Raw genomic sequence first — 20,978 nt, forward strand, 5'->3', positions numbered from 1 at the left:
GTAGGACCAATGCCCAAGTCTTGTAATAAGGCTTAGGTCGGCAGCCAACCCATTCAGCTTTAGGAGATTTTCATGCCCGCTAATCTGAACACCAAGCGCGTCGCCATTCTGGTCACCGACGGTTTTGAACAGGCCGAACTGACCGGTCCCAAAGAGGCGCTGGAACAGGCCGGGGCCAAGGTCGACATCATTTCCGCCAGCGACGGCCAGGTCAAAGGCTGGAACCATGACAAGCCGGCCGACGACTTCAAGGTGGACCTGACTTTCAAGGCGACGAATGTCGATCAGTACGAAGCGGTGGTGCTGCCCGGCGGCGTGCAGAATTCCGACACCATCCGCATCGACCCCGACGCGCAGAACCTGGTCAAGGGCTTCGAGGCGGCTGGCAAACCTATCGCAGTGATTTGCCATGGCGGCTGGTTGCTGGTGTCCAGCGGCCTGGTCAAAGGCAAGACCATGACCAGCTACAAGACGCTCAAGGATGACCTGGTCAATGCCGGCGCGAACTGGGTCGACCAGGAAGTCGTCCGGGACGGCACCTGGATCAGCAGCCGCCAGCCGGATGATATTCCCGCGTTCAACCGTGAACTGATCAACTCCCTGTCGGCCTGAAGCCCTTGTGGCGAGGCGAGCAGCGCAGGCTCCCTCGCCACATGACCACCGCCGGCCCCGCAAGGGTTGCAACACGGTATACTCCCGCTCTTTTTTCCGGAGCGACGTCAATGTCCCTGCCCAGCCTGCGCCTCAAAGCCAACGCCGACCGTCGCCTGCGCGCCGGCCACCTGTGGGTCTACAGTAACGAAATCGATGTGGCCGCCACCCCGCTGCACGGCTTCAAGGCCGGCGACCAGGCGGTCCTCGAAGCCGCCGGCGGCAAGCCGCTGGGCATCGTTGCGATGAGCCCGAACAACCTGATCTGCGCACGTCTGCTGTCCCGCGACGTGAAGCTGGCGCTGGACAAATCCCTGTTGGTGCATCGCCTCAACGTGGCGTTGTCCCTGCGCGAGCGGCTGTTCGACAAGCCGTTCTATCGCCTGGTCTACGGTGATTCCGACCTGCTGCCGGGCCTGGTGGTCGACCGTTTCGGCGACATCCTGGTGGTGCAGATCGCCTCCGCCACCATGGAAGCCCACAAGGACGACGTGATCGCCGCCCTCACCCAGGTGCTCAAGCCTAGCGGCATCCTGTTCAAGAATGATTCCGCGGCACGCGACGCCGAAGGCCTGGAGCGCTACGTCGAGACCGTCTTCGGTCTCGTCCCGGAGTGGGTCGCCCTGGAAGAGAACGGCGTGAAATTCGAAGCGCCGGTCATGCAAGGCCAGAAAACCGGCTGGTTCTACGACCACCGCATGAACCGTGCGCGCCTGGCACCCTACGCCAAGGGCAAGCGCGTTCTGGACCTGTTCAGCTACATCGGCGGCTGGGGCGTGCAAGCCGCGGCGTTCGGTGCCAGTGAAGTATTCTGCGTCGACGCCTCGGCCTTCGCCCTCGACGGCGTCGAGCGCAACGCCGCGCTGAACGGCGTCGCCGAGAAGCTGACCTGCATTGAAGGTGACGTATTCGAAGCCTTGAAGGAACTCAAGGCCAGCGAAGAGCGTTTCGACGTGATCGTCGCCGACCCGCCGGCCTTCATCAAGCGCAAGAAAGACCTGAAGAACGGCGAAGGCGCCTACCGCCGCCTCAACGAACAGGCCATGCGCCTGCTCAGCAAGGACGGCATCCTGGTCAGTGCGTCATGCTCGATGCACCTGCCAGAAGACGATCTGCAGAACATCCTGCTGACCAGCGCCCGTCACCTGGACCGCAACATCCAACTGCTCGAACGCGGCGGCCAGGGCCCCGATCACCCGGTACACCCGGCGATCGCCGAGACGCGCTACATCAAGAGCATCACCTGCCGGTTGCTGCCTAATAGCTGAGGCCGGGCGGGGCCACAGCCGTAGCGCTGTGGCCCTCATCCATTAACAATCTGATCGCAGCCTTGGCTGCGATTTTTTTTGCGCCTTTGGAAAGTTTCGGGGATGAATATATATCGTAGGAAATTACCCACGATATTATTGGAACTTTCCTACGCGGAATTTATTTGCCAATTATCAATCAGCAACTATGATCAAATTGCCACAACACAAGTGACACCCTCTGCAAATACAACATCATAAAAAAAAGGAACCGCATCATGAAAACAGTCCATCTGGAAACCAATAAAATAGCAAACCTGGCGAGCCTGATCGTTTCAAAAAGCCGCTAAGTAAGTGACGTGTGGGGCTGAGGTGTGCCGGCAACCCAGCCCCATTCAAACTCCGAACCACAGCGGAGCCTATATTAATGCATATAAATCCTTATCTATTTATACTTGCGCACCCGCCACACCAGATTATTTGGAACTATGAACATCACACTCAACATGAACTTGATCTTAGTTATTCAACGCGCCTAGCTCAACTCATCAGCGACCCCACCCTATTCGACAATCTCAACCCCATTGATGTCGATTTTTTGAACGCAGAGATATTAACAACAGAACCCAGGAAGCCTATAGATTGGAAATGGGATCCACTGTCTAAGATATTCCATATCGGCACAAAAAATATTCCTTGCGAAGCTGTTCCTCAAGATGTGCATGAATGGGCAGCGATTTATCTTGAACATTGCAACGAGGTTCTCTCGTCGCCGGCACCTTCAGCCAAGACAAAACCGGACTTGGACAAGCTAATTTTCCTTGCGCCCTGCTCTTGGCCGGACCTGCTGGACGTTTCGCTGACGCAGACGCTTATTGGCCGCCGCACGTCTCGCTCATTCAGCGAAGAATCCATTTCGCTTAAGCAGGTCAGCACCCTGCTTTATCTGACCCTGGGTTATCTGAGCGAACGTCATTTCGTTCAGGGCGCTGCCCAACCCGAAGCCTTAGGCGCGCGACGCAGCAGCCCTTCTGGGGGAGGCCTGAATGCCTGCGAAGGCTACCTTTACGTTCGCAACGTCGGGGGGCTACAGAGCGGTGTCTACAGTTATTACCCGGATGAGCATGCCTTGGGCCTGATCGGGCCTCTACCAACTGAACCTTTGGGCCTGTTGTTAGGCGGACAACATTTCATCAATACGCTGCCATTCGGGCTATTCCTAACCTCCCGCTTCGACAAACTCTGGTGGAAGTACGAACACTCCCGCACCTATCGAATGGCCTTCATAGAGGCAGGGCACGTGTCGCAGGTTTTCCTGATGGTCGCGACTGGTTTAGGGCTCGATACGTGGCTGACTGGAGCGCTAACCGACTGCAAAGTGGAACAACTGCTGGGTCTTAAAGAAAGCCCCGAACAACCTTTATTTTTTGTCGGTTGCGGCCAAGGCGATGGGCAAGTGCACTGCGAAGTGTTGAGGATATTGGCCGATGACCAGGACATGGTCTCATGACTGGCTCAACCTTTACCCAAACGCCTTGCTACACCTTGGGCGACTGGAATAACAAGGCAACGGTGCGAGTGCGCAAGGACGACTACCGCCTTCCCGAGGATCTGGAGCAACAACTGTTGAGCAAAGGCTGGTTCCCACCAACTTTCATCTCCTATATTCAACACCCACTTATCCAGGCATCTGGACGTTCCGTCGCTCAACGTCTTGAGGCCAATCACTTGGTGTATTTTTTAGACTACACCACGCTGCTGGAGCACCGCATCGTCAATCGTTCTGTGGAGACTATCGCTCATGGCGAACTTGCCGTGACGATTCCGAACATGATGAAAACTGCCGCGCTGCAGCTCTATACCGACGAAGGCTATCACGCACTGTTCTCCCATGAAGTAGCGGAACAGGTCGCGGCCATATATGACATCGACGATCGCCAAACGCCGAGACGCATTGACCGGCTGTTAGACATGATTAACACCATCAGTCCGGCGGATCGCCCACTTGCGTGGTTCCTGATGGGATTCGTCTCGGAAACAATAATCGCCAAAGAACTACTAGCCATCACATGCGATAGCCTGGTTTCCACGGTGTACCAAATGCTCAGGAATCATCTCGAGGACGAGGCACGCCACAGTCGCTACTTTGGCGAGGTGTTCCAGTTTTTTTGGACAGCCCTGGCCCCGACACAACACGATCAGGCCGCAAGGATGCTGCTGGAGATCATCGAGCTTTATTTCGAGCCAGACGTGCCCTGGCTGATGCGCAGCCTCGCCAGCGTAGGCTTCGACGAGCAGTCATCCTTTCAGATCATCGCCGACTTCCTACAACCGGACGCCCACTCCCAACGCCTTCGCTCCGGTGCGGTATCAACGTTCGCGGCCATGAAGAAGGCGCGCTTCTTTGACAACGAACACAACCGGCAGCTTTTCTCCCAAGCGGGGCTTATCGATGGCTGACACCATAATCCTTCCACACGCCCGCAAAGCCGCTACCGTCGGCTTACTGCTGACGCTGACATTGCTCGGTGTTTTCCCGATTGATGTGGTGTTGCCCTCATTCCCTGCACTGTCCGAGCATTTTCAAAGTCCCTCATCCGATATTGCCCTGTCCGTTAGCCTGTTCGCGGTGGGCATCGCTCTTTCGCAACTGCTGATCGGCCCGCTTTCCGATGTCATGGGGCGGAAAAACCTGCTGCTGATCGGGATCGCCATTTCAGCGGTGGGAGCAACGGGTTGCGTGCTCGTCGACAGCTACTGGTCCTTTCTGTTCTTCCGTGTCATCCAGGCCTTGGGATGCGGTTGTTTCGTCCTGTCCCAAGCGCTGATCCAGGACCTGTTCACCGGCCAGGAACAGCAGCGGCTGCGAATTTTGCTGGTCACCTGCGGCGGTATTTTCATTTCCTTTTCGCCCCTGGCGGGCACTGCGCTGCAAAGCTGGATGGGTTGGCGAGGCAGTTTCCTGGTGTTCACTGCACTGTCGATTGGGGTGTTCGCAAGCGTCTGTCGTTTACTTGAGCACTCTCGGGTCGACAGTCATCCCAGGCGTTTCAACTTCGTCGCATCCTATCGAAAGGTCTTCGGTGACTTCAGCTTCCTGGCCTATTGGTTGATTTCGGCGCTGGCTTTTTCCTGCCATTTTTCATTCATCGTCATTTCACCGCTGATCCTGATAGACCAGTTGCACTTATCACCCGAGGCTTTTTCGCTGGTACTGCTCGGCTATGGGCTGGCCTACATTGGCGGCGGCCTCATCGCGACCATGCTGAGCAACCGGATCGACCCGCAGACGCAAATCATGACGGGGCTGGGCCTGATCCTCGCCGCTGGCCTTCTGATGCTGGGGCTCGCCAACCAGTTGGGCTTGTCGGTGACCACTCTGTTGCTACCCATGATCGTATGCACCGCCGGGACGACCATCGCCCGGGCGGCAGCCAACAACCAAGCCATGACGTTGTTTCCGGGACAGGCCGGCACGTCCGCCTCGGCCGGTAGCGTACTGGTGTTCATCGTCGGCGGGCTGACCAGTGCCGTGATCAGCCTCATCCCGCTGGACTTGCAAGTCGCCCTGGCCCTGTGTCTGGTGTTGCTCAGCCTGCTCGGGCTGACGCTCAATGCCTTGGTCCGGCAACGTGACGGGGGGCTGTTGCCCGACTGAACGCTGCCAGTCGTCATTCCAGGCGCGAGATTGGTCTCGATCGGCGCTTTGCGTCATTTCATCCTGACGCCAGCGGTGTAGAATCGCGACATTCATCGCCATTCATCCCCGGCGGGTTTATGAGCTCATGCTGAGGCGCGCAGCGATCCTGCAAAGTCATCAGCCACGTCCGGACTCACGGCCAACCCAGAGTGTTCCAGACGTCGACAGAAGCTCACTTCCCCATTGATACCTGATAAGTACCTGATTAGCCGCCCGGAGTGCTCCATGCCTGATTACCGTTCGAAAACATCCACCCATGGCCGCAACATGGCCGGCGCCCGTGCCCTGTGGCGCGCCACGGGGATGAAGGATGACGACTTCAAGAAGCCGATCATCGCCATTGCCAACTCCTTCACGCAATTCGTACCAGGCCATGTTCACCTCAAGGACCTGGGCCAACTGGTTGCACGGGAAATCGAACGCGCCGGCGGGGTTGCCAAGGAATTCAACACCATTGCCGTGGACGACGGCATCGCCATGGGTCACGACGGCATGCTGTATTCGCTGCCCAGCCGCGAGATCATCGCCGACTCGGTCGAATACATGGTCAATGCCCACTGCGCCGACGCCATCGTGTGCATTTCCAACTGCGACAAGATCACCCCCGGCATGCTCATGGCTGCCTTGCGCCTGAATATCCCGGTGATCTTCGTGTCCGGTGGCCCGATGGAGGCTGGCAAGACCAAGCTCGCCAGCCATGGCCTGGACCTGGTGGACGCCATGGTGATTGCCGCCGACTCCAGCGCATCCGACGAGAAAGTCGCCGAGTACGAGCGCAGCGCCTGCCCGACCTGCGGTTCCTGCTCCGGCATGTTCACCGCCAACTCGATGAACTGCCTGACCGAGGCCCTGGGCCTGGCGTTGCCGGGCAACGGTTCGACCCTGGCCACCCACAGCGACCGCGAACAGCTGTTCCTGCAGGCCGGCCGGACCATCGTCGAGCTGTGCAAGCGCTACTACGGCGAAAACGACGAGTCGGTGTTGCCGCGCAACGTCGCCAACTTCAAGGCGTTCGAGAACGCCATGACCCTCGACATCGCCATGGGCGGCTCGACCAACACTATCCTGCACCTGCTGGCCGCGGCCCAGGAAGCCGAGATCGATTTCGACCTGCGCGACATCGACCGCCTCTCCCGCCACGTGCCGCAACTGTGCAAGGTCGCGCCGAACATCCAGAAGTACCACATGGAAGACGTGCACCGCGCCGGGGGGATCTTCAGCATCCTCGGTTCGCTGGCCCGCGGCGGCTTGCTGCACACCGACCTGCCAACCGTACACAGCAGGACCATGGCCGAGGCCATCGCCAAGTGGGACATTACCCAGACCAGCGACGAAGCCGTGCATCACTTCTTCAAGGCCGGCCCGGCGGGCATCCCGACACAAACCGCGTTCAGCCAGTCGACCCGTTGGGAAACCCTGGACGACGACCGTGAGAACGGCTGCATCCGCAGCGTCGAGCACGCCTACTCCAAGGAAGGCGGCCTGGCCGTGCTGTACGGCAACATTGCCCTGGACGGCTGCGTGGTGAAGACCGCCGGCGTCGACGAGTCGATCCATGTGTTCGAAGGCAACGCGAAGATTTTCGAAAGCCAGGACAGCGCCGTGCGCGGGATTCTCGCCGACGAGGTGAAAGCCGGCGACATCGTGATTATTCGTTACGAAGGTCCGAAGGGCGGCCCGGGCATGCAGGAAATGCTCTACCCGACTTCCTACCTGAAATCCAAGGGGCTGGGCAAAGCCTGTGCGCTGCTGACCGACGGCCGTTTCTCCGGCGGCACGTCGGGCCTGTCCATCGGCCACGCTTCGCCGGAAGCAGCGGCTGGCGGTGCCATCGGCCTGGTGCGCGATGGCGACAAGGTGCTGATCGACATTCCGAACCGTTCGATCAATCTGTTGATCAGCGATGAGGAACTGGCTGCGCGCCGCGTCGAACAGGACAAAAAAGGCTGGAAGCCGGTGGAAGTGCGTCCGCGCAAAGTCACCACCGCCCTCAAGGCCTACGCCCTGCTCGCCACCAGTGCCGACAAGGGCGCGGTGCGCGACAAGGCGATGCTTGACGGGTTGTAAGCGCCCCGAGCCACGTAAAAATGCCCCGCCAAGTGCGGGGCATTTTTATTGGACCAGAGATGTCCCCTGTGGCGAGGGAGCCTGCTCCCGCTGGGCCGCGAAGCGGCCCCAAGATCCGCCAAATGCGGAGCATCAGAAACACCGCACCCGCCGGTTCACGACTGCTTCGCAGCCGAGCGGGAGCAAGCTCCCTCGCCACGGAAGCCGTAACTGATCCGGTTTACTGGATATCTTCCGGCTTGACGATCACCCAGTTCTTGTCCGCTGTCACGGGCAGTCCTTCCTTGGCCTGGGCGGCTGCGTGCTTGGCCATCATGCCGTTGATCTGGGTCATGTACTTATCCTTGCGATTGACCCACAAGTGGATGCCGCCCTTGGCCACGTCTACATCATGGAACAGCATGTAGCCGTCGCTGCTCGGCGTGTCACCAGCCACCAGCACCGGTTTTTTCCATTCGTCGATATAGGTCAGGATCGCCGCGTGCTTGCCGGCCATCCAGGTCGCCGGCGTCCACAGGTACGGTGTGTACTCCAGGCCCAGATTGGCCTTTTCGTCATATTTTCCGTTGGTGATTTGCTTGCGGGCGGTGGTCAGTTCGCCGGTCTTGCGGTCCTTGAGCAGCGTGGTTACGCCAATGACGTTCTGCGGCTTGAGGTTGTAGCCATACTTGGGGTCCGAGGCAACCATGCGCACCAGCTCTTCGGAGGCGGCGGTCATGACATAGACCTCGATGCCGTTCTCCATCAGCTTGTTGTACAGCTCGGCCTGGCCGGTGAATATCTTCGGTGGGTTGACGTTGTACTGGACCACTTTGTCGCCATCGTAATACGTGGTCGGTACCGGTTTGCCGGAAGCCATCAGCTCATCGACGTAGCCCTTCAGTTCCTTGAGGGTATAGCCGGAAAACACCTGGGCCACCCACGGGTAGCAGACCATGTCGTCCACTTCGCAGAGTCGATAGTAATAACTGAACAGGCTTTCCTTGTGGTCGGCGGTGTCCTTGAATGGCATCAGCTTCAAGGACGGGTCCAGGCTTTCCCGGGTGATAAGCCCCTTGTTCTCCATGAACGGCAGCAGCGACTCTTCGAGGTCGTAGCGATAGCTGGTGTTGTCCATGTCGAACACCGCGTAATTACCTTTGTTGGCGTTGGCCGCGATCATCGCTTCCAGCGCCTTGGCCTGTTCCGCGGGCCAATGCTTGAGGTCAGTGGCGAGCGCCTGGCCGGCGAGGCCCAGGCCTATAGCGACAGCGAGCAAGCGAGGTACGAGCTTCATCGACATTTACTCCCAGGTTGTAGGAGCTCGACGCTAACAAATGCCCGTGACAGATCCCGCCTGTGCGCGACCGCTTGCGTCTCGATAACGCCAGCGGCATACCCCTGGGCGTCAACGCCTTATTCCAAAAGCGACAGTAAACATTCTTTTTAAGTATTAATTCTTTAGATATCAGGCTGTTAGGCTTTCCGGCTCACAGTCGCGACGCTTGGCGGCTGGCAAAAGTCTTTCGGAGTTTTTCATGAATCTACCGCTGATCCTCAATCTGTTGGTGTTCATCGCCTTGCTGTACGGCTTGGCGCAAACCCGTCACAGCACTTGGAGCCTGGCCAAAAAAGTGCTGCTGGCGCTGGTCCTGGGCGTGGTGTTCGGTATCGCCCTGCACACGATCTACGGCGCAGGCGACCCGGTGCTCAAAGCCTCGATCGGCTGGTTCGACCTGGTGGGCAACGGCTACGTGCAGTTGCTGCAGATGATCGTGATCCCGCTGGTCTTTGCTTCGATCCTCAGCGCCGTGGCCCGCCTGCACAACGCCTCGTCCCTGGGCAAGATCAGCTTCCTGACCATCGGCACGCTGCTGTTCACTACCGCCATCGCCGCCCTGATCGGTATCGCTCTGACCAACCTGTTCGGCCTCACTGCCGAAGGCCTGGTGGCCGGAACCCAGGAGCAGGCACGGCTGCAAGTGATCCAGAGCGATTACGCCGGCAAGGTCGCCAACCTGAATATCCCGCAACTGCTGCTTTCGTTCATTCCGCAGAACCCCTTCGCCGACCTGGCCAGGGCCAAGCCGACGTCGATCATCAGCGTGGTGATCTTCGCGGCGTTCCTCGGTGTCGCGGCGTTGCAATTGCTCAAGGATGACGCAGAGAAAGGCCAGAAGGTGATCAACGCCATCGACACCCTGCAAAGCTGGGTGACGCGCCTGGTGCGCCTGGTGATGAAGCTGACCCCGTACGGCGTACTGGCGCTGATGACAAAAGTGGTGGCTGGCTCCAACCTGCAGGACATCATCAAGCTCGGCAGCTTCGTGGTGGTGTCGTACTTGGGGCTGGGGCTGATGTTCGTAGTCCACGGCCTGCTGGTGTCCGCTGCCGGGATCAATCCGTTGCGCTTCTTCCGCAAGATCTGGCCGGTGCTGACCTTCGCTTTCACCAGCCGCTCCAGCGCGGCGACCATCCCCCTGAGTATCGAAGCCCAGACCAGCCGCCTCGGCATTCCCCGGGCGATCGCCAGCTTCAGCGCATCGTTTGGCGCCACCATCGGCCAGAACGGTTGCGCCGGGCTCTATCCAGCGATGCTGGCGGTCATGGTCGCGCCTACGATAGGGATCAATCCGCTGGACCCTGTGTGGATCGCGACGCTGGTGGCCATTGTGACCTTGAGTTCGGCGGGCGTGGCCGGTGTCGGCGGTGGCGCAACGTTCGCCGCGTTGATCGTGCTGCCGGCCATGGGCTTGCCGGTCTCGCTGGTGGCGCTGCTGATTTCGGTCGAGCCGTTGATCGACATGGGCCGTACCGCGTTGAACGTCAGTGGCTCGATCACCGCCGGGGCGATTACCAGCCAGGTGATGCAGCAGACGGACAAGGCCTTGCTCGATGCCGAGGAGCATGGGGAGTTGGTGCACGCTTGATGAGCGCCGCCTGAGAAATAGCTATCGCGAGCAAGCTCGCTCCCACATGGATCAGCAGTGATCACAGAATTCGTGTACGCCAAAGATCCAATGTGGGAGCGAGCTTGCTCGCGATGCTGTTAGCGCTTCTCCCATACCTCAAAGCTGTACGCCGGCTTGTCCCCTTCAGCCGGGTTCAGCTGGTTCGACACAAGTTTCCACTGGCTCGAAGCAAACTCCGGAAACCACGCATCCCCTTCCGGGCTCAGCGCCACGCGGGTCAGGTACAACCGATCCGCCTGCTCCAGTGCCTGCGCGTAGAGCTGGGCGCCACCGATCAGCATCAGCTCGTCAACGCCCTGTTCCAGCGCCCAGGCTTCGGCCCGCTCCACTGCGGCCTCCAGCGAAGAAAAGACTTCCGCGCCTTCCAGCACCAGGCCCGGCTGGCGGCTGACGACAATGTTCAAGCGTCCCGGCAGCGGCCGACCGAGGGAGTCCCAGGTCTTGCGCCCCATGATGATCGGCTTGCCCAGGGTGGTGGCCTTGAAGTATTTGAAGTCCCCCGGCAAGTGCCAGGGCATGCTGTTGTCGATGCCGATCACACGGTTTTCACCGAGGGCTGCGATCAGGCTTAAGGGAAGAGTTTTTTTCATGACGGCGAGGATACCAGAGGCCCGGACCGGCGCCACAGCGGTTATGCTGATTGCTCATTCGAGCAACGGAAGCCCTCGTGACTGAACTGCAAAACCTCTGGTTGACCGAGACGATACGCCTGCGTGAAGAACATGCCGGCCCGCTCGAAGACCAGGAAGCCAATCGCCTGGCCCGCGCGGGCGGCGGCGATCTGTCCACGCGCATCCGTCATCGCGCCCACTGGCTGGCCGAGCGCGATGGCCTCGTCCAGGCCCTGCGCCACTGGCTGCAAGGCGCGCGGCTGGCGCTGGTCGCATTGGCCGTGCTCGCCGTGGCCAGCGGCGCCGGCCTGGGCTTTGCCGCCCTCGGCGATGGACGCGCGCCGGTCAACGTATTCTGGGCCCTGGGCAGCCTGTTGGGGCTGAACCTGATCCTGCTGGTCGGCTGGGCCCTGGGCCTGCTGTTCGCCGGTGAGCAAGGCGCCACGCTCGGCCGCCTGTGGCTGTGGCTCAGCGAAAAACTCGCCCGCGACGCCAAGGCCGCGCAACTCGCGCCGGCGCTGCTGCTATTGCTGCAACGGCACAAGCTCAACCGCTGGGCCCTCGGCGTGCTGGTCAATGGCTTGTGGTTGCTGGCGATGCTCAGCGCGCTGGTCATCGTTTTGTTGCTGATGGCGACCCGGCGCTATGGCTTCGTATGGGAAACCACCATTCTCGGTGGCGAGACCTTCGTCGCCATGACTCAGGCCCTCGGTGCGTTGCCCGCCCTGCTGGGCTTCAGCGTGCCGAGCGTCGAGATGATCCGCGCCAGCGGCGACGCCGCGCTGGACATCGAAAGCGCCCGCCAGGCCTGGGCCGCCTGGTTGGTGGGCGTGCTGCTGATCTACGGCGTGCTGCCGCGCCTGGGCCTGGCGCTGTTGTGCCTGTGGCGTTGGCGCCGTGGCCGCGCCAGCCTGCGCCTGGACTTGAACCTGCCCGGCTACGCTCAGTTGCGTGAGCGATTGATGCCAAGCAGCGAACGCCTGGGCGTCAATGACGCCGCGCCCGCACAATTGCATCAAGTCGAAAGCGCCGTGGGCGCCATGGAAAGCGACGGCGCGCTGCTGGTGGCGATCGAGCTGGATGAACGTCCCTGGCCGCCGAAGCTGCCGGGCACCGTGAAAAGCGCGGGCATCCTCGACAGCCGCGAATCGCGCCACAAATTGCTTGAACAACTTTCGCGCTTCCCGCCCGCGCGCCTGGCGATTGCCTGCGATCCCCGGCGCTCGCCAGACCGTGGCAGCCTGGCATTGATCGCCGAACTGGCTCGCAGCGCCAGCGCCACCCGCGTCTGGCTGTTGCAGGCACCGCCCGGCGGAGCACTGGATGCCGAGCGCCTGGGTGACTGGCACAGCGCGTTGCAGCAGCTGCAATTGCCGTTCGCCGACTGCGCGCCGTTGAACTGGCTGGAGACGGGCCATGACTGAATCCATCAAGCCATTGAAGCTCGCCGTGGTCGGGCACACCAACGTCGGCAAGACCTCCCTGCTGCGTACCCTGACCCGGGATGTCGGCTTCGGCGAAGTCTCCCACCGCCCGAGCACCACCCGTCACGTCGAAGGCGCGCGCCTGTCGGTGGACGGCGAGGCGCTGCTGGAGTTGTACGACACGCCTGGGCTGGAAGACGCCATCGCCCTGCTCGATTATCTCGAACGCCTCGAGCGTCCCGGTGAACGCCTGGATGGCCCGGCACGCCTGGCCCGCTTCCTCGAAGGCAGCGAGGCGCGACAACGCTTCGAGCAAGAAGCCAAGGTGCTGCGGCAGTTGCTCGCCAGCGACGCCGGGCTTTATGTGATCGATGCCCGCGAACCGGTGTTGGCCAAGTACCGCGATGAACTGGAAGTCCTCGCCAGTTGCGGCAAACCGCTGCTGCCGGTGCTCAATTTCGTCAGCAGCGCCCAGCACCGTGAAGCCGACTGGCGCGAAGCCCTGGCGCGGCTGGGCCTGCATGCGCTGGTCCGTTTCGACAGCGTCGCCCCGCCCGAGGACGGCGAGCGACGTCTGTATGAAAGCCTGGCGTTGCTGCTGGAAAGCGCTCGCGGGCAATTGGAGCGGCTGATCGCGGACCAACAGGCCCAGCGTCTGGCACGCCAGCAGAGCGCCAGACGGCTGATTGCCGAATTGCTGATCGATTGCGCCGCTTGCCGGCGCAGCGTCGCCAGCGATGCCGAACTGGAACGCCAGGCCATCAGCGAACTGCGCAACGCGGTGCGTCAGCGCGAACAGCGTTGTGTCGAGGCCCTGCTCAAGCTCTACGCTTTCCGCCCTCAGGATGCAGCGGCCAGCGATCTTCCCTTGCTGGATGGCCGCTGGGGTGATGACCTGTTCAACCCCGACACACTCAAGCAATTGGGCGTACGGGTCGGTGGCGGCATTGCGGCCGGGGCGGCGGCCGGAGCCGGTGTCGACCTGCTGGTGGGTGGCCTGACCCTGGGCGCCGCCGCCCTCGCCGGGGCGATTGCCGGCGGCGCGCTGCAAACGGTCCGCAACTATGGCGACCGGTTGATTGGCAAGCTCAAGGGCCAACGGGAACTGAGCGTCGATGACAACGTGCTGCGCCTGTTGGCCCTGCGCCAACGGCAACTGCTGCAAGCCATCGACCAGCGTGGCCATGCGGCGATAGAGAGCATCCATATCGCCACGCCCCAGGACAAGACCTGGCGCGAAGGCAAGCTGCCTGAAGCACTGGGCAAGGCCAGGGCGTATCCGCAGTGGTCGTCGTTGAATCCCCAGCCACGACTGAGCCAGGCAGAACGACAGGAACAGATCGAGCTGTTGGCTGAACAACTCTAGACACCAAAACTCCCGTGGCAAGCATCCCCCCCGTGGCGAGGGAGCTTGCTCCCGCTGGGCTGCGCAGCAGCCCCAAAACCAGACACTGCGGTAGGTCAGGCTAAATCAATGGGGCCACTGCGTGGCCCAGCGGGAGCAAGCTCCCTCGCCACAAGAGCGACCGCGCACGCGTCTACAGCTCGCTCAGCGCTTCAAGGGCCAACGCCGCTTCCGCCAGCTCCAGTTCACTGAACACCCGAACCCCATTGCGCTTGAGCAATGCCGCCGTCACCCCTTCACCCCGAACCTTGACCCCGCTGAACGTGCCGTCATACGTCAGCAGGTTGCCACACGAGGGGCTGTTTGCCTTGAGCACGGCGATGCGGATGCCGTGCTCGCGCGCCAACGCCAGCGCTTGGTACGCACCGGATAGAAACTGCGCGCTCACATCCTCGCCCTCGGTGGTGATCACCGCCGCGTTGCCATCGAGCACTCGCGCGCCCTGGCCGCCTGGAATCTCCGCCGCCGGCCGGGGCGTGGGCAGGCCGCCGGCGACTTCCGGGCACAGCGGTACGACCCGACCTTCGTCGAGCCAATGCTGGAGCAAGTCGAACGGCCCGCTGGCGCCACCGTCGTAGCGCACGCGATGGCCGAGCAGGCAGCGGCTGACCAGGATCTTTTGCATGTTCAGAACAACTCGTTGCCACGGCGCCGGAACCAACCGGTCAAGGACAGCCGATCACGCGTGGCCGGCAGGACCTCATGGGGTATATCCCCCGACAGAAACACCACCAGGCAGCCGCCCGTGGGCACCACGTCATGCTCCACGCCTTCATCCAGGTACATACGCAACTGGCCGCCGTGCTCGGGCAGCCAGGCGTCATTGAGGTAGAGCACCGCCGAGACCATGCGCCGGTCATCATCGCGAAAGCGATCGACGTGCTTGAGGTAGAACGCGCCCGGCGGGTACAGGGCGAAATGACTTTCAAAATCCTCCAGGCCCAGGAACAGCCCCCGGTTCAAGGCCTCGCGGAGGCTGTCCATCAGCCCCAGGTAACGATCACAGGCCTCGACCTGGCCGGGCTCGATCCACTGGATGCGATCGCCACGAACCCCTTCGCGAATTTCCGAAAACGGCCCGCGCCCCACGGCGGCTGGAGCCAGTTCGCCTTCGGCGGCGCGCTGGCGACATTCGGCCGCCAGCGCGCGGGTGAGCGCATCCGGCAGGAAGATGTTCTGCTGCGACCAGCCGCGCTCGGCCAGGTCATCGACGATACGTAACAGCAACGGATGATCAGAAGGTATTCGCATGGCGCGCATAGTATTCCTGTGCCTGCAAAACCGACAGCGCCGCGCAGCGGGTTGGCTGCGCCTGTCAGCACCGTCGTACGAACTTGATACGAATTCTCGACAAGACCCCGCCCCCCACGGAGAATAGTCGGCTGCTGACAGGAGTCCCTATGCGCCGTTTGCTTTTCTCACTGTTGATGTTCTGCGTATTGCCCGCCTGGGCAGACAGCTATGACCAGTTGTACAAGGTCGCCGGCTGGCCGGAACAGCGGGCGCATTTCAATGACGCCTTGAGCGCCGCGCAGCAGCGCTACCAGAGCAGCTTGCCGCCGGCGGTCTTCCAGGCGCTGGTGAACAACAGCAACCAGCGTTTCGCGCCCCAGGCCATGGACCAGCGGGCCGAGGCGCAACTGCGCAGCAATCTTGCCGACCCGAACCCGGCCCTGGCTTTTTTCCAGTCGCCACTGGGCCGCAAAGTCGTCGCCGCCGAACTGCTCGCCACCCGCCGCGACCAATTGGCGAAGAACGCCAAGGGCCTGCCGAAGATGCAAGCCAGCGACAATCGCCTGCTGATCATCGGCCACCTGGCCCAGGCCCTGCCTGCCCGCGAAGCCGGCGCCGAAGTCAGCCTGGCGATTGCCGGCGTGGCGGCCGACAGCTTGAGCTCGATGATTCCCGGCCTGCTCGGCGGCGGCCAGGCCCAGGGCATGCTGAACGGCCAGCGCCAGCGCCTGATGGATCAGATCGGCGCGGACCTGAACAACACGTTGCTGTACGTCTACCGCGACCTGACGGATACCGAACTGGAAGAATTCGCCACGTTTGCCGAGTCGGCCGAGGGCCAGGCTTATTATCAGGCGGCATTGGCGGCGATCCGGGCGGGGTTGGCGGTGGGGCAGAATCTGGGGCAGTAATCTTCAGCGCCTGTTGCATCGTCTTCGCGAGCAGGCTCGCTCCCACACTGGTCCCCCAGCACACCCAATACCCTGTGGGAGCGAGCCTGCTCGCGAATGCAATAGCCCGGTCACCGCCGAATCCGGCCCATCCGCTTGCTCAAAAACCCAAACATCTCCTGCCGTATCGCCAACGTCTCGTTCGCCAGGTGATGCCGCCCCTCGGGCAACATCAAGACCTGCGGCCGATCGAACTTGCCGCGCAACACTTGCAGGTTATGCCGCCAATCCACGGTCATGTCCGCCTGCCCCTGCACGATCAGAGGTTGCCGCGAGCTGCTCGGCGCCGCCTCGATACGCCGGATCCACTGCGCCAGCGCCCCGACCCACGCAGTGGGCAGGCGCAGCGGTTGCAACGGATCGGCCTGCAGGAACGGCAGGAAACCCGGGTCGCTGGAGTTCTCGCTGAAGCGCCGGGCGATGCCGCTCACAAAAGGTTTGAGCAAGTAATAACTGAGGCGCGACCAGCCCCAGGCCCGTGGCCGAACCAAGGGCGACAACAGGATGACCTGGCCCTGGGCCGGGCTGTCCGCGCCGTGGTGCAGCACATGGTCCACCACGATCGCGCCGCCGGTACTCTGGCCGCACAGGTGCCAGGGTTGCGGCAGGTCCAGGGTCTCGGCTTCGGCCAGCAAGCCGCGCAAGGTCGCCTGGTATTCGGCGAAATCGCCTATGCTGGCGCGCTCGCCACTGGACAGGCCGTGGCCCGGCAAGTCGCAGCTGATCACCACCCATTGCTGATCCAGCGCCCACTCGACCAAATGCCGGTACAGCCCCATATGGTCGTAATAGCCGTGAAAGAGGAACAGCGTCCCCACGGCTTTTTCCGGCCACCAGACCTGGCCGACCAGTTCATACCCGGCAATGTCGAAACGTCCCAGGCCCCTGCGCAGGGTGCGCGCCGGAAAGTCCAGCCCATAGAATTGCTGGTAGGCCTGCGCTTGCGCAGACAGCGGTTGCCACTGCGCCAGGGGTTGCAGGCTGGCGCGCAGGTGATCGGGGTCGAAGGAGGCGGGCATCAATATTCCAGGCAAATGCGCATCGCGCGAAAACAGGCGTTATACGCCTGCGATATTCATCTGTCGCGCCAGCCATGGCAAGCTACGCGGCTTCAGAGGATCGACTCCATGCGCCCGTCCCACCGCACGACCTTGCTTGCCAGCCTCCTCGCCCTGACGTGCGCCCTCATCCTGTGGTTCGCCTACGACTGGTTCCAGGGGCGTTTCCTCCGGGCGTTCAGTCAACACACGGCGGTGTTTTCCGGAGACCCGTTGCGCCTGCCCGCCGACCTCGCCGGTCCGGGCGCAATCCGCCTGGTGCACTTCTGGGATCCGGCCTGCCCATGCAACGTTGGCAATCAGCAGCACCTCTCCGAGCTGATCGACAAATATGCGCCGCAAGGCGTCGAGTTCTACGCCGTACAAAAGACTGGCAGCCAAGGCCACTTGCCCAGCACTTTGAGCAATCTCAAGCCCCTGACGACGTTACCAGGCTCGGCACAGATTCCCGCCAGCCCCGCCGTGGCGATCTGGGACCGCAGCGGCAAGCTGGCGTACTTCGGGCCTTACAGCGAAGGCTTGACTTGCAACTCGAGCAACAGCTTTATCGAGCCAATACTCGAAGCACTCAATATTGACCGGGAAGTTAATGCGACTCATACGTTGGCGGTCGGCTGTTATTGCCCATGGTCGAACTCAAACTAATCCAACCCAACTACGATGCGTATTGTTTAAACGTCTGTAGGCGCCTTACAAAATCAGAGCTATTGCTCTTTTCTAGAGTACTTGCTCAAACAGCGATCTGGCGCTGAACCGTTTGTCGGATCCAATTTTTCGAAAAGCCTCCGACATCCCCCGATTTTCGCTCCAGACGCCAACCAGGCCGGTCGCGCAGGGGGTTTCGGGGCGTTCTGGCTGCCGAGCTGAATCGTTTAACAACCGTCGGCGCTACGTGAACTTTTCTTTAATCGCTTCTCTAACCCTCGTACAGAAGATGTTGATTTTCTCTGCGATTGCGCGGCGGCGCTATATATCGAGGAAGTTGGATACGCCTTTTCATCGTTTTACTTGTCGACCCTCCTAAACCAAACAAAAAATGGAATCGTCAGTGATGCAAAAGTTGTTATGCGCTGCACTTTCCACTCCCACGAAAGAGGATGCTCTCAATCTTGAGGCGTTTGCCCAGTGCGTCGCCCCGCTAGGGGTCGATGTGCTGTTGCGCGGCGAGACCGGCACTGGCAAGGACACGCTGGCGGAAAAAATCCACCGCATGTCCGGCCGCTCCGGCAAGTTCGTCGCCATCAATTGCGCCGCCATTCCCGAGTCCCTTGCGGAGAGCCAACTCTTCGGAGCCAATACCGGCGCGTTTACCGGTGCCAGCCAGAATCGCGCGGGCTTCGTCGAAGCCGCGCACAACGGCACGCTGTATCTGGATGAGATCGACAGCATGCCGTTAGGGCTGCAAGCCAAGCTGCTGCGTGTCCTGGAGTCGAGGACTGTGCAGCGGCTGGGCTCGACTCAGAACATCCAGGTGGACATGCGGGTGATTGCCTCGGCCCAAAGCCCGTTGGCGGAAATGGTCGAGCGTGGCGAGTTTCGTCGGGACCTTTATTTCCGCTTGAACATCATCAGCCTCAAGCTGCCACCGTTGCGCAGCCGCAAGGAACGCATCGTGCCGCTGTTCCAATCCCTGGTACGCCGGGAAGCCCAGGCACTCGACCAGCCCTACGTCGCGCCTTCGCCAGCGCTGTTGCGCCAGTTGCTCGGCTACGCCTGGCCTGGGAACATCCGCGAGTTGCAATCGGCCGCCAAGCGCTACGTGCTCGGCTTGCCGGCACTGCCCCGCGCCGAGCAGCTGGAGCACAACAGCTCGACCCTCAAGCTCAAAGAGCACCTGCAGCAGTTCGAAAAGATCCTCATCGAGGACTGCATGCGTCGTCACCATCACTGCATCGATAAAGTCATCGCCGAGTTGGGCATCGCCCGCCGCACGCTTTATTACCGGATGAAATGCCTGCAAATATCGACGAGCTGAGTGGATTGGTGGAACCGTTTTCGCAGCGGTCGCCACTTATTCGTCGAGACGTTCACGATCGTCTCGCCATTCCACAATCCGGAGATACGACTATGAGTTTTGGTGGAGCTTCTCTCGCCGCCTCCACGGCAGCCATGCAACAGATGGACGCCACGTCGGCGGCGATGACGACCATGAAATCCCAATTCGACCAGAAAAAACTGGTTGCCGACACCATGAACGCAATCGCGGCAGGGTCGATGGACACCGCGACCAAGGCCATCACCGCCATGGGGGAGGCATCCAAGAACATACGCTTCTGACCCTCTCGCTCCAGCCCCGCTCCGGCGGGGAATCCCATGCGCGTCGAGGGAGAAACCCGATGCAGATCCATTCGCCAGACAACCTTCGTAGCACCAGAGATTTGCTCGGTGACGACCCGACACTGCGCCAGGCCTCGCCTGCGAACGGCCTGGCGGATCGGGTCGTCGAGCACCTGGCGCTGCACGGTGCGAGCGATCGGCTGCGCGAGTCGCTCGTCCAATGGAGCAGCGAACACGGCTCGACTGGCGGGCAGCCCCGGTCAGGTTTATCCACCCCGCAGGACAGATTGGCCGCCGAGACCCAGGCCCCTCTGCATCTGGTGCTCGAAGATATTCTCGAGGAGATCAACGGAGGTACCGGATCCACCCTTGATGTCGACAGCGACGATGCCTATTCCAACGAAGATCTGTTCAACGACCTGGCGCAGATGCTCGCCCACCGCCGGCAGCCCATCGGCGATAACGACGTCGACAGCCAGAGCGATTTCGGCAACGCCAACAACCCGTTCTGCGGTGCGCTGTTCGGCGCTTGGGAGCTGGAAGGAGACCGCGCCACGCGGCGCGACCGCTACGACACCAGCCTGTCGTTGTTGCTCAAGATCATCGCGGTGCTGGGCCGAAGGAAACTGCTGACCCTGCTGGACATCGACGAAGAGCAAGGCCAGGCGCGTTATGAACAGGACGATCTGGACCTGCTGCTCGAGGTCGCGGCATTCATGGACCAGCACCCGTCGCGATACCCGCCACCGGCGAGCTTCGACGGGCAAAACTGGACATGGACCGAACGGATTGCCTGTGGCGCATGGCTGGAGGCTCAAGAGACACGGCTGTTCCAGCTCGCCCTGGAAGAACTGGACCTCGCTCTCGCCCGCCTGTCCGGCCAGCAGCCGCCTATGCAACGGCGCGGTCGACGCAGCCGGGAAGAAATCGAGTTTCATCTGAGCGTGACGGGTAGCGCTCGCAACGTCTTGAGGCTGATGTACGCCTGAAGGCCCACCTTGTAATCGGAGATATGCCATGACCGTACAAGCCATCGACACCACCAGCGTGGTTTCCACCGCAACCAAACCTGGCGCCAATGCGCGGGCGAGTGCCGAGACCAGCGATGTCAGCTGGTTCAACGCGCAAATGCGCGAAAAAGCCCCCGCACCCGACAGTGAAAACAATGTCGCGGCGAGGATCATCGATTCGTTGTCCAGCCGCTCCGGCGAATTGCAACGGCTGGACGATCGCGCCAACCGGGACATGCTCAAGGCCATCCGCACCGCCGATCCCCAGGACATGTTGCAGTCCAACCGGTCGCTGTCTTCCTTTCACTTGGAAAGCCTGATGACCGCAAAGATCGTCAGCAAGGGCTCCCAGGCGATAGAGAAGCTCACCAATCTCCAGTAAGGGAAAGCCGGT

General features: G+C 61.3%; 20 protein-coding genes. 15 read left to right on the forward strand and 5 right to left on the reverse strand.

Annotation, left to right across the window (positions count from 1 at the left end):
* The first annotated feature begins 72 nt into the window (after positions 1 to 72).
* The 6 genes from J3P91_RS25975 (at position 73) to ilvD (ending at position 7,665) form a co-directional block, all read left to right on the forward strand.
* Positions 73 to 612, forward strand: a complete 540-nt coding sequence (locus tag J3P91_RS25975; RefSeq protein WP_434602136.1) for a type 1 glutamine amidotransferase domain-containing protein — start codon at positions 73 to 75, stop codon at positions 610 to 612.
* A 110-nt stretch (positions 613 to 722) separates the two neighbouring features.
* Positions 723 to 1,919, forward strand: a complete 1,197-nt coding sequence (locus tag J3P91_RS25980) for a class I SAM-dependent rRNA methyltransferase (protein ID WP_434571144.1) — start codon at positions 723 to 725, stop codon at positions 1,917 to 1,919.
* 406 nt (positions 1,920 to 2,325) lie between these two features.
* Positions 2,326 to 3,408, forward strand: coding sequence for a SagB/ThcOx family dehydrogenase (locus tag J3P91_RS25985; RefSeq protein ID WP_434602137.1), 1,083 nt, complete (start codon positions 2,326 to 2,328; stop codon positions 3,406 to 3,408).
* The gene (locus tag J3P91_RS25990; RefSeq protein ID WP_434602138.1) at positions 3,405 to 4,358 is read left to right on the forward strand and encodes a diiron oxygenase; all 954 of its coding nucleotides are present in this window, start codon (positions 3,405 to 3,407) and stop codon (positions 4,356 to 4,358) included. Before J3P91_RS25985 ends, J3P91_RS25990 begins: the two co-directional genes overlap by 4 nt.
* Positions 4,351 to 5,556, forward strand: a complete 1,206-nt coding sequence (locus J3P91_RS25995) for an MFS transporter (protein ID WP_434602139.1) — start codon at positions 4,351 to 4,353, stop codon at positions 5,554 to 5,556. The genes J3P91_RS25990 and J3P91_RS25995 overlap by 8 nt, the downstream gene beginning before the upstream one ends.
* Positions 5,557 to 5,823: 267 nt before the next feature.
* Positions 5,824 to 7,665, forward strand: a complete 1,842-nt coding sequence (gene ilvD, locus J3P91_RS26000; protein ID WP_434602140.1) for a dihydroxy-acid dehydratase — start codon at positions 5,824 to 5,826, stop codon at positions 7,663 to 7,665.
* Between the two features lie 220 nt (positions 7,666 to 7,885).
* Here ilvD and J3P91_RS26005 read toward each other — a convergent pair whose 3' ends face one another.
* Positions 7,886 to 8,941, reverse strand: a complete 1,056-nt coding sequence (locus J3P91_RS26005) for a haloacid dehalogenase-like hydrolase (RefSeq protein ID WP_305498132.1) — start codon at positions 8,939 to 8,941, stop codon at positions 7,886 to 7,888.
* A 241-nt stretch (positions 8,942 to 9,182) separates the two neighbouring features.
* Here J3P91_RS26005 and J3P91_RS26010 point away from each other — a divergent pair, with 241 nt between their 5' ends.
* Positions 9,183 to 10,574: an L-cystine transporter gene (locus tag J3P91_RS26010; protein ID WP_434602141.1), complete on the forward strand. Its 1,392-nt coding sequence runs from the start codon at positions 9,183 to 9,185 to the stop codon at positions 10,572 to 10,574.
* A gap of 119 nt (positions 10,575 to 10,693) precedes the next feature.
* Here J3P91_RS26010 and J3P91_RS26015 read toward each other — a convergent pair whose 3' ends face one another.
* On the reverse strand, positions 10,694 to 11,206 hold the full coding sequence (locus J3P91_RS26015; RefSeq protein ID WP_434571137.1) for a dihydrofolate reductase: 513 nt from the start codon (positions 11,204 to 11,206) through the stop codon (positions 10,694 to 10,696).
* A gap of 77 nt (positions 11,207 to 11,283) precedes the next feature.
* Here J3P91_RS26015 and J3P91_RS26020 point away from each other — a divergent pair, with 77 nt between their 5' ends.
* A complete protein-coding gene (locus J3P91_RS26020; protein WP_434602142.1) occupies positions 11,284 to 12,651 on the forward strand; it encodes a DUF2868 domain-containing protein in 1,368 nt (455 codons plus the stop codon).
* Positions 12,644 to 14,017, forward strand: coding sequence for a GTPase/DUF3482 domain-containing protein (locus J3P91_RS26025; RefSeq protein ID WP_434602143.1), 1,374 nt, complete (start codon positions 12,644 to 12,646; stop codon positions 14,015 to 14,017). The genes J3P91_RS26020 and J3P91_RS26025 overlap by 8 nt, the downstream gene beginning before the upstream one ends.
* A 172-nt stretch (positions 14,018 to 14,189) precedes the next feature.
* Here J3P91_RS26025 and J3P91_RS26030 read toward each other — a convergent pair whose 3' ends face one another.
* Positions 14,190 to 14,681 carry a DUF523 domain-containing protein gene (locus tag J3P91_RS26030; RefSeq protein ID WP_434602144.1) on the reverse strand — a complete coding sequence of 164 codons (492 nt, stop codon included), beginning with the start codon at positions 14,679 to 14,681 and terminating at the stop codon, positions 14,190 to 14,192.
* Positions 14,682 to 14,683: 2 nt separating this feature from the next.
* Positions 14,684 to 15,316 carry a 2OG-Fe(II) oxygenase gene (locus J3P91_RS26035; protein WP_305498123.1) on the reverse strand — a complete coding sequence of 211 codons (633 nt, stop codon included), beginning with the start codon at positions 15,314 to 15,316 and terminating at the stop codon, positions 14,684 to 14,686.
* 140 nt (positions 15,317 to 15,456) lie between these two features.
* Here J3P91_RS26035 and J3P91_RS26040 point away from each other — a divergent pair, with 140 nt between their 5' ends.
* On the forward strand, positions 15,457 to 16,200 hold the full coding sequence (locus tag J3P91_RS26040) for a DUF2059 domain-containing protein (protein ID WP_305498122.1): 744 nt from the start codon (positions 15,457 to 15,459) through the stop codon (positions 16,198 to 16,200).
* 110 nt (positions 16,201 to 16,310) lie between these two features.
* Here the strand turns inward: J3P91_RS26040 and J3P91_RS26045 are convergent, their stop codons facing one another.
* Entirely contained in the window at positions 16,311 to 17,258 is a 948-nt protein-coding gene (locus tag J3P91_RS26045) for an alpha/beta hydrolase (RefSeq protein ID WP_434602145.1), read from the reverse strand.
* 108 nt (positions 17,259 to 17,366) lie between these two features.
* Between J3P91_RS26045 and J3P91_RS26050 the strand changes: the two genes are divergently transcribed.
* The 5 genes from J3P91_RS26050 (at position 17,367) to sctI (ending at position 20,966) form a co-directional block, all read left to right on the forward strand.
* Positions 17,367 to 17,942, forward strand: a complete 576-nt coding sequence (locus tag J3P91_RS26050; RefSeq protein ID WP_434602146.1) for a DUF6436 domain-containing protein — start codon at positions 17,367 to 17,369, stop codon at positions 17,940 to 17,942.
* Positions 17,943 to 18,348: 406 nt separating this feature from the next.
* On the forward strand, positions 18,349 to 19,272 hold the full coding sequence (locus J3P91_RS26055; RefSeq protein WP_434602147.1) for a sigma 54-interacting transcriptional regulator: 924 nt from the start codon (positions 18,349 to 18,351) through the stop codon (positions 19,270 to 19,272).
* Positions 19,273 to 19,364: 92 nt separating this feature from the next.
* A complete protein-coding gene (locus J3P91_RS26060; protein WP_003206573.1) occupies positions 19,365 to 19,574 on the forward strand; it encodes a hypothetical protein in 210 nt (69 codons plus the stop codon).
* A 59-nt stretch (positions 19,575 to 19,633) separates the two neighbouring features.
* Positions 19,634 to 20,563: a type III secretion protein gene (locus J3P91_RS26065; RefSeq protein ID WP_434602149.1), complete on the forward strand. Its 930-nt coding sequence runs from the start codon at positions 19,634 to 19,636 to the stop codon at positions 20,561 to 20,563.
* Positions 20,564 to 20,591: 28 nt separating this feature from the next.
* Positions 20,592 to 20,966: a type III secretion system inner rod subunit SctI gene (gene sctI, locus J3P91_RS26070; protein ID WP_434602150.1), complete on the forward strand. Its 375-nt coding sequence runs from the start codon at positions 20,592 to 20,594 to the stop codon at positions 20,964 to 20,966.
* The last annotated feature ends 12 nt before the right edge of the window (positions 20,967 to 20,978 follow it).

It is taken from the genome of Pseudomonas sp. Z4-7 (genome assembly GCF_051131965.1).
Lineage (GTDB): Bacteria > Pseudomonadota > Gammaproteobacteria > Pseudomonadales > Pseudomonadaceae > Aquipseudomonas.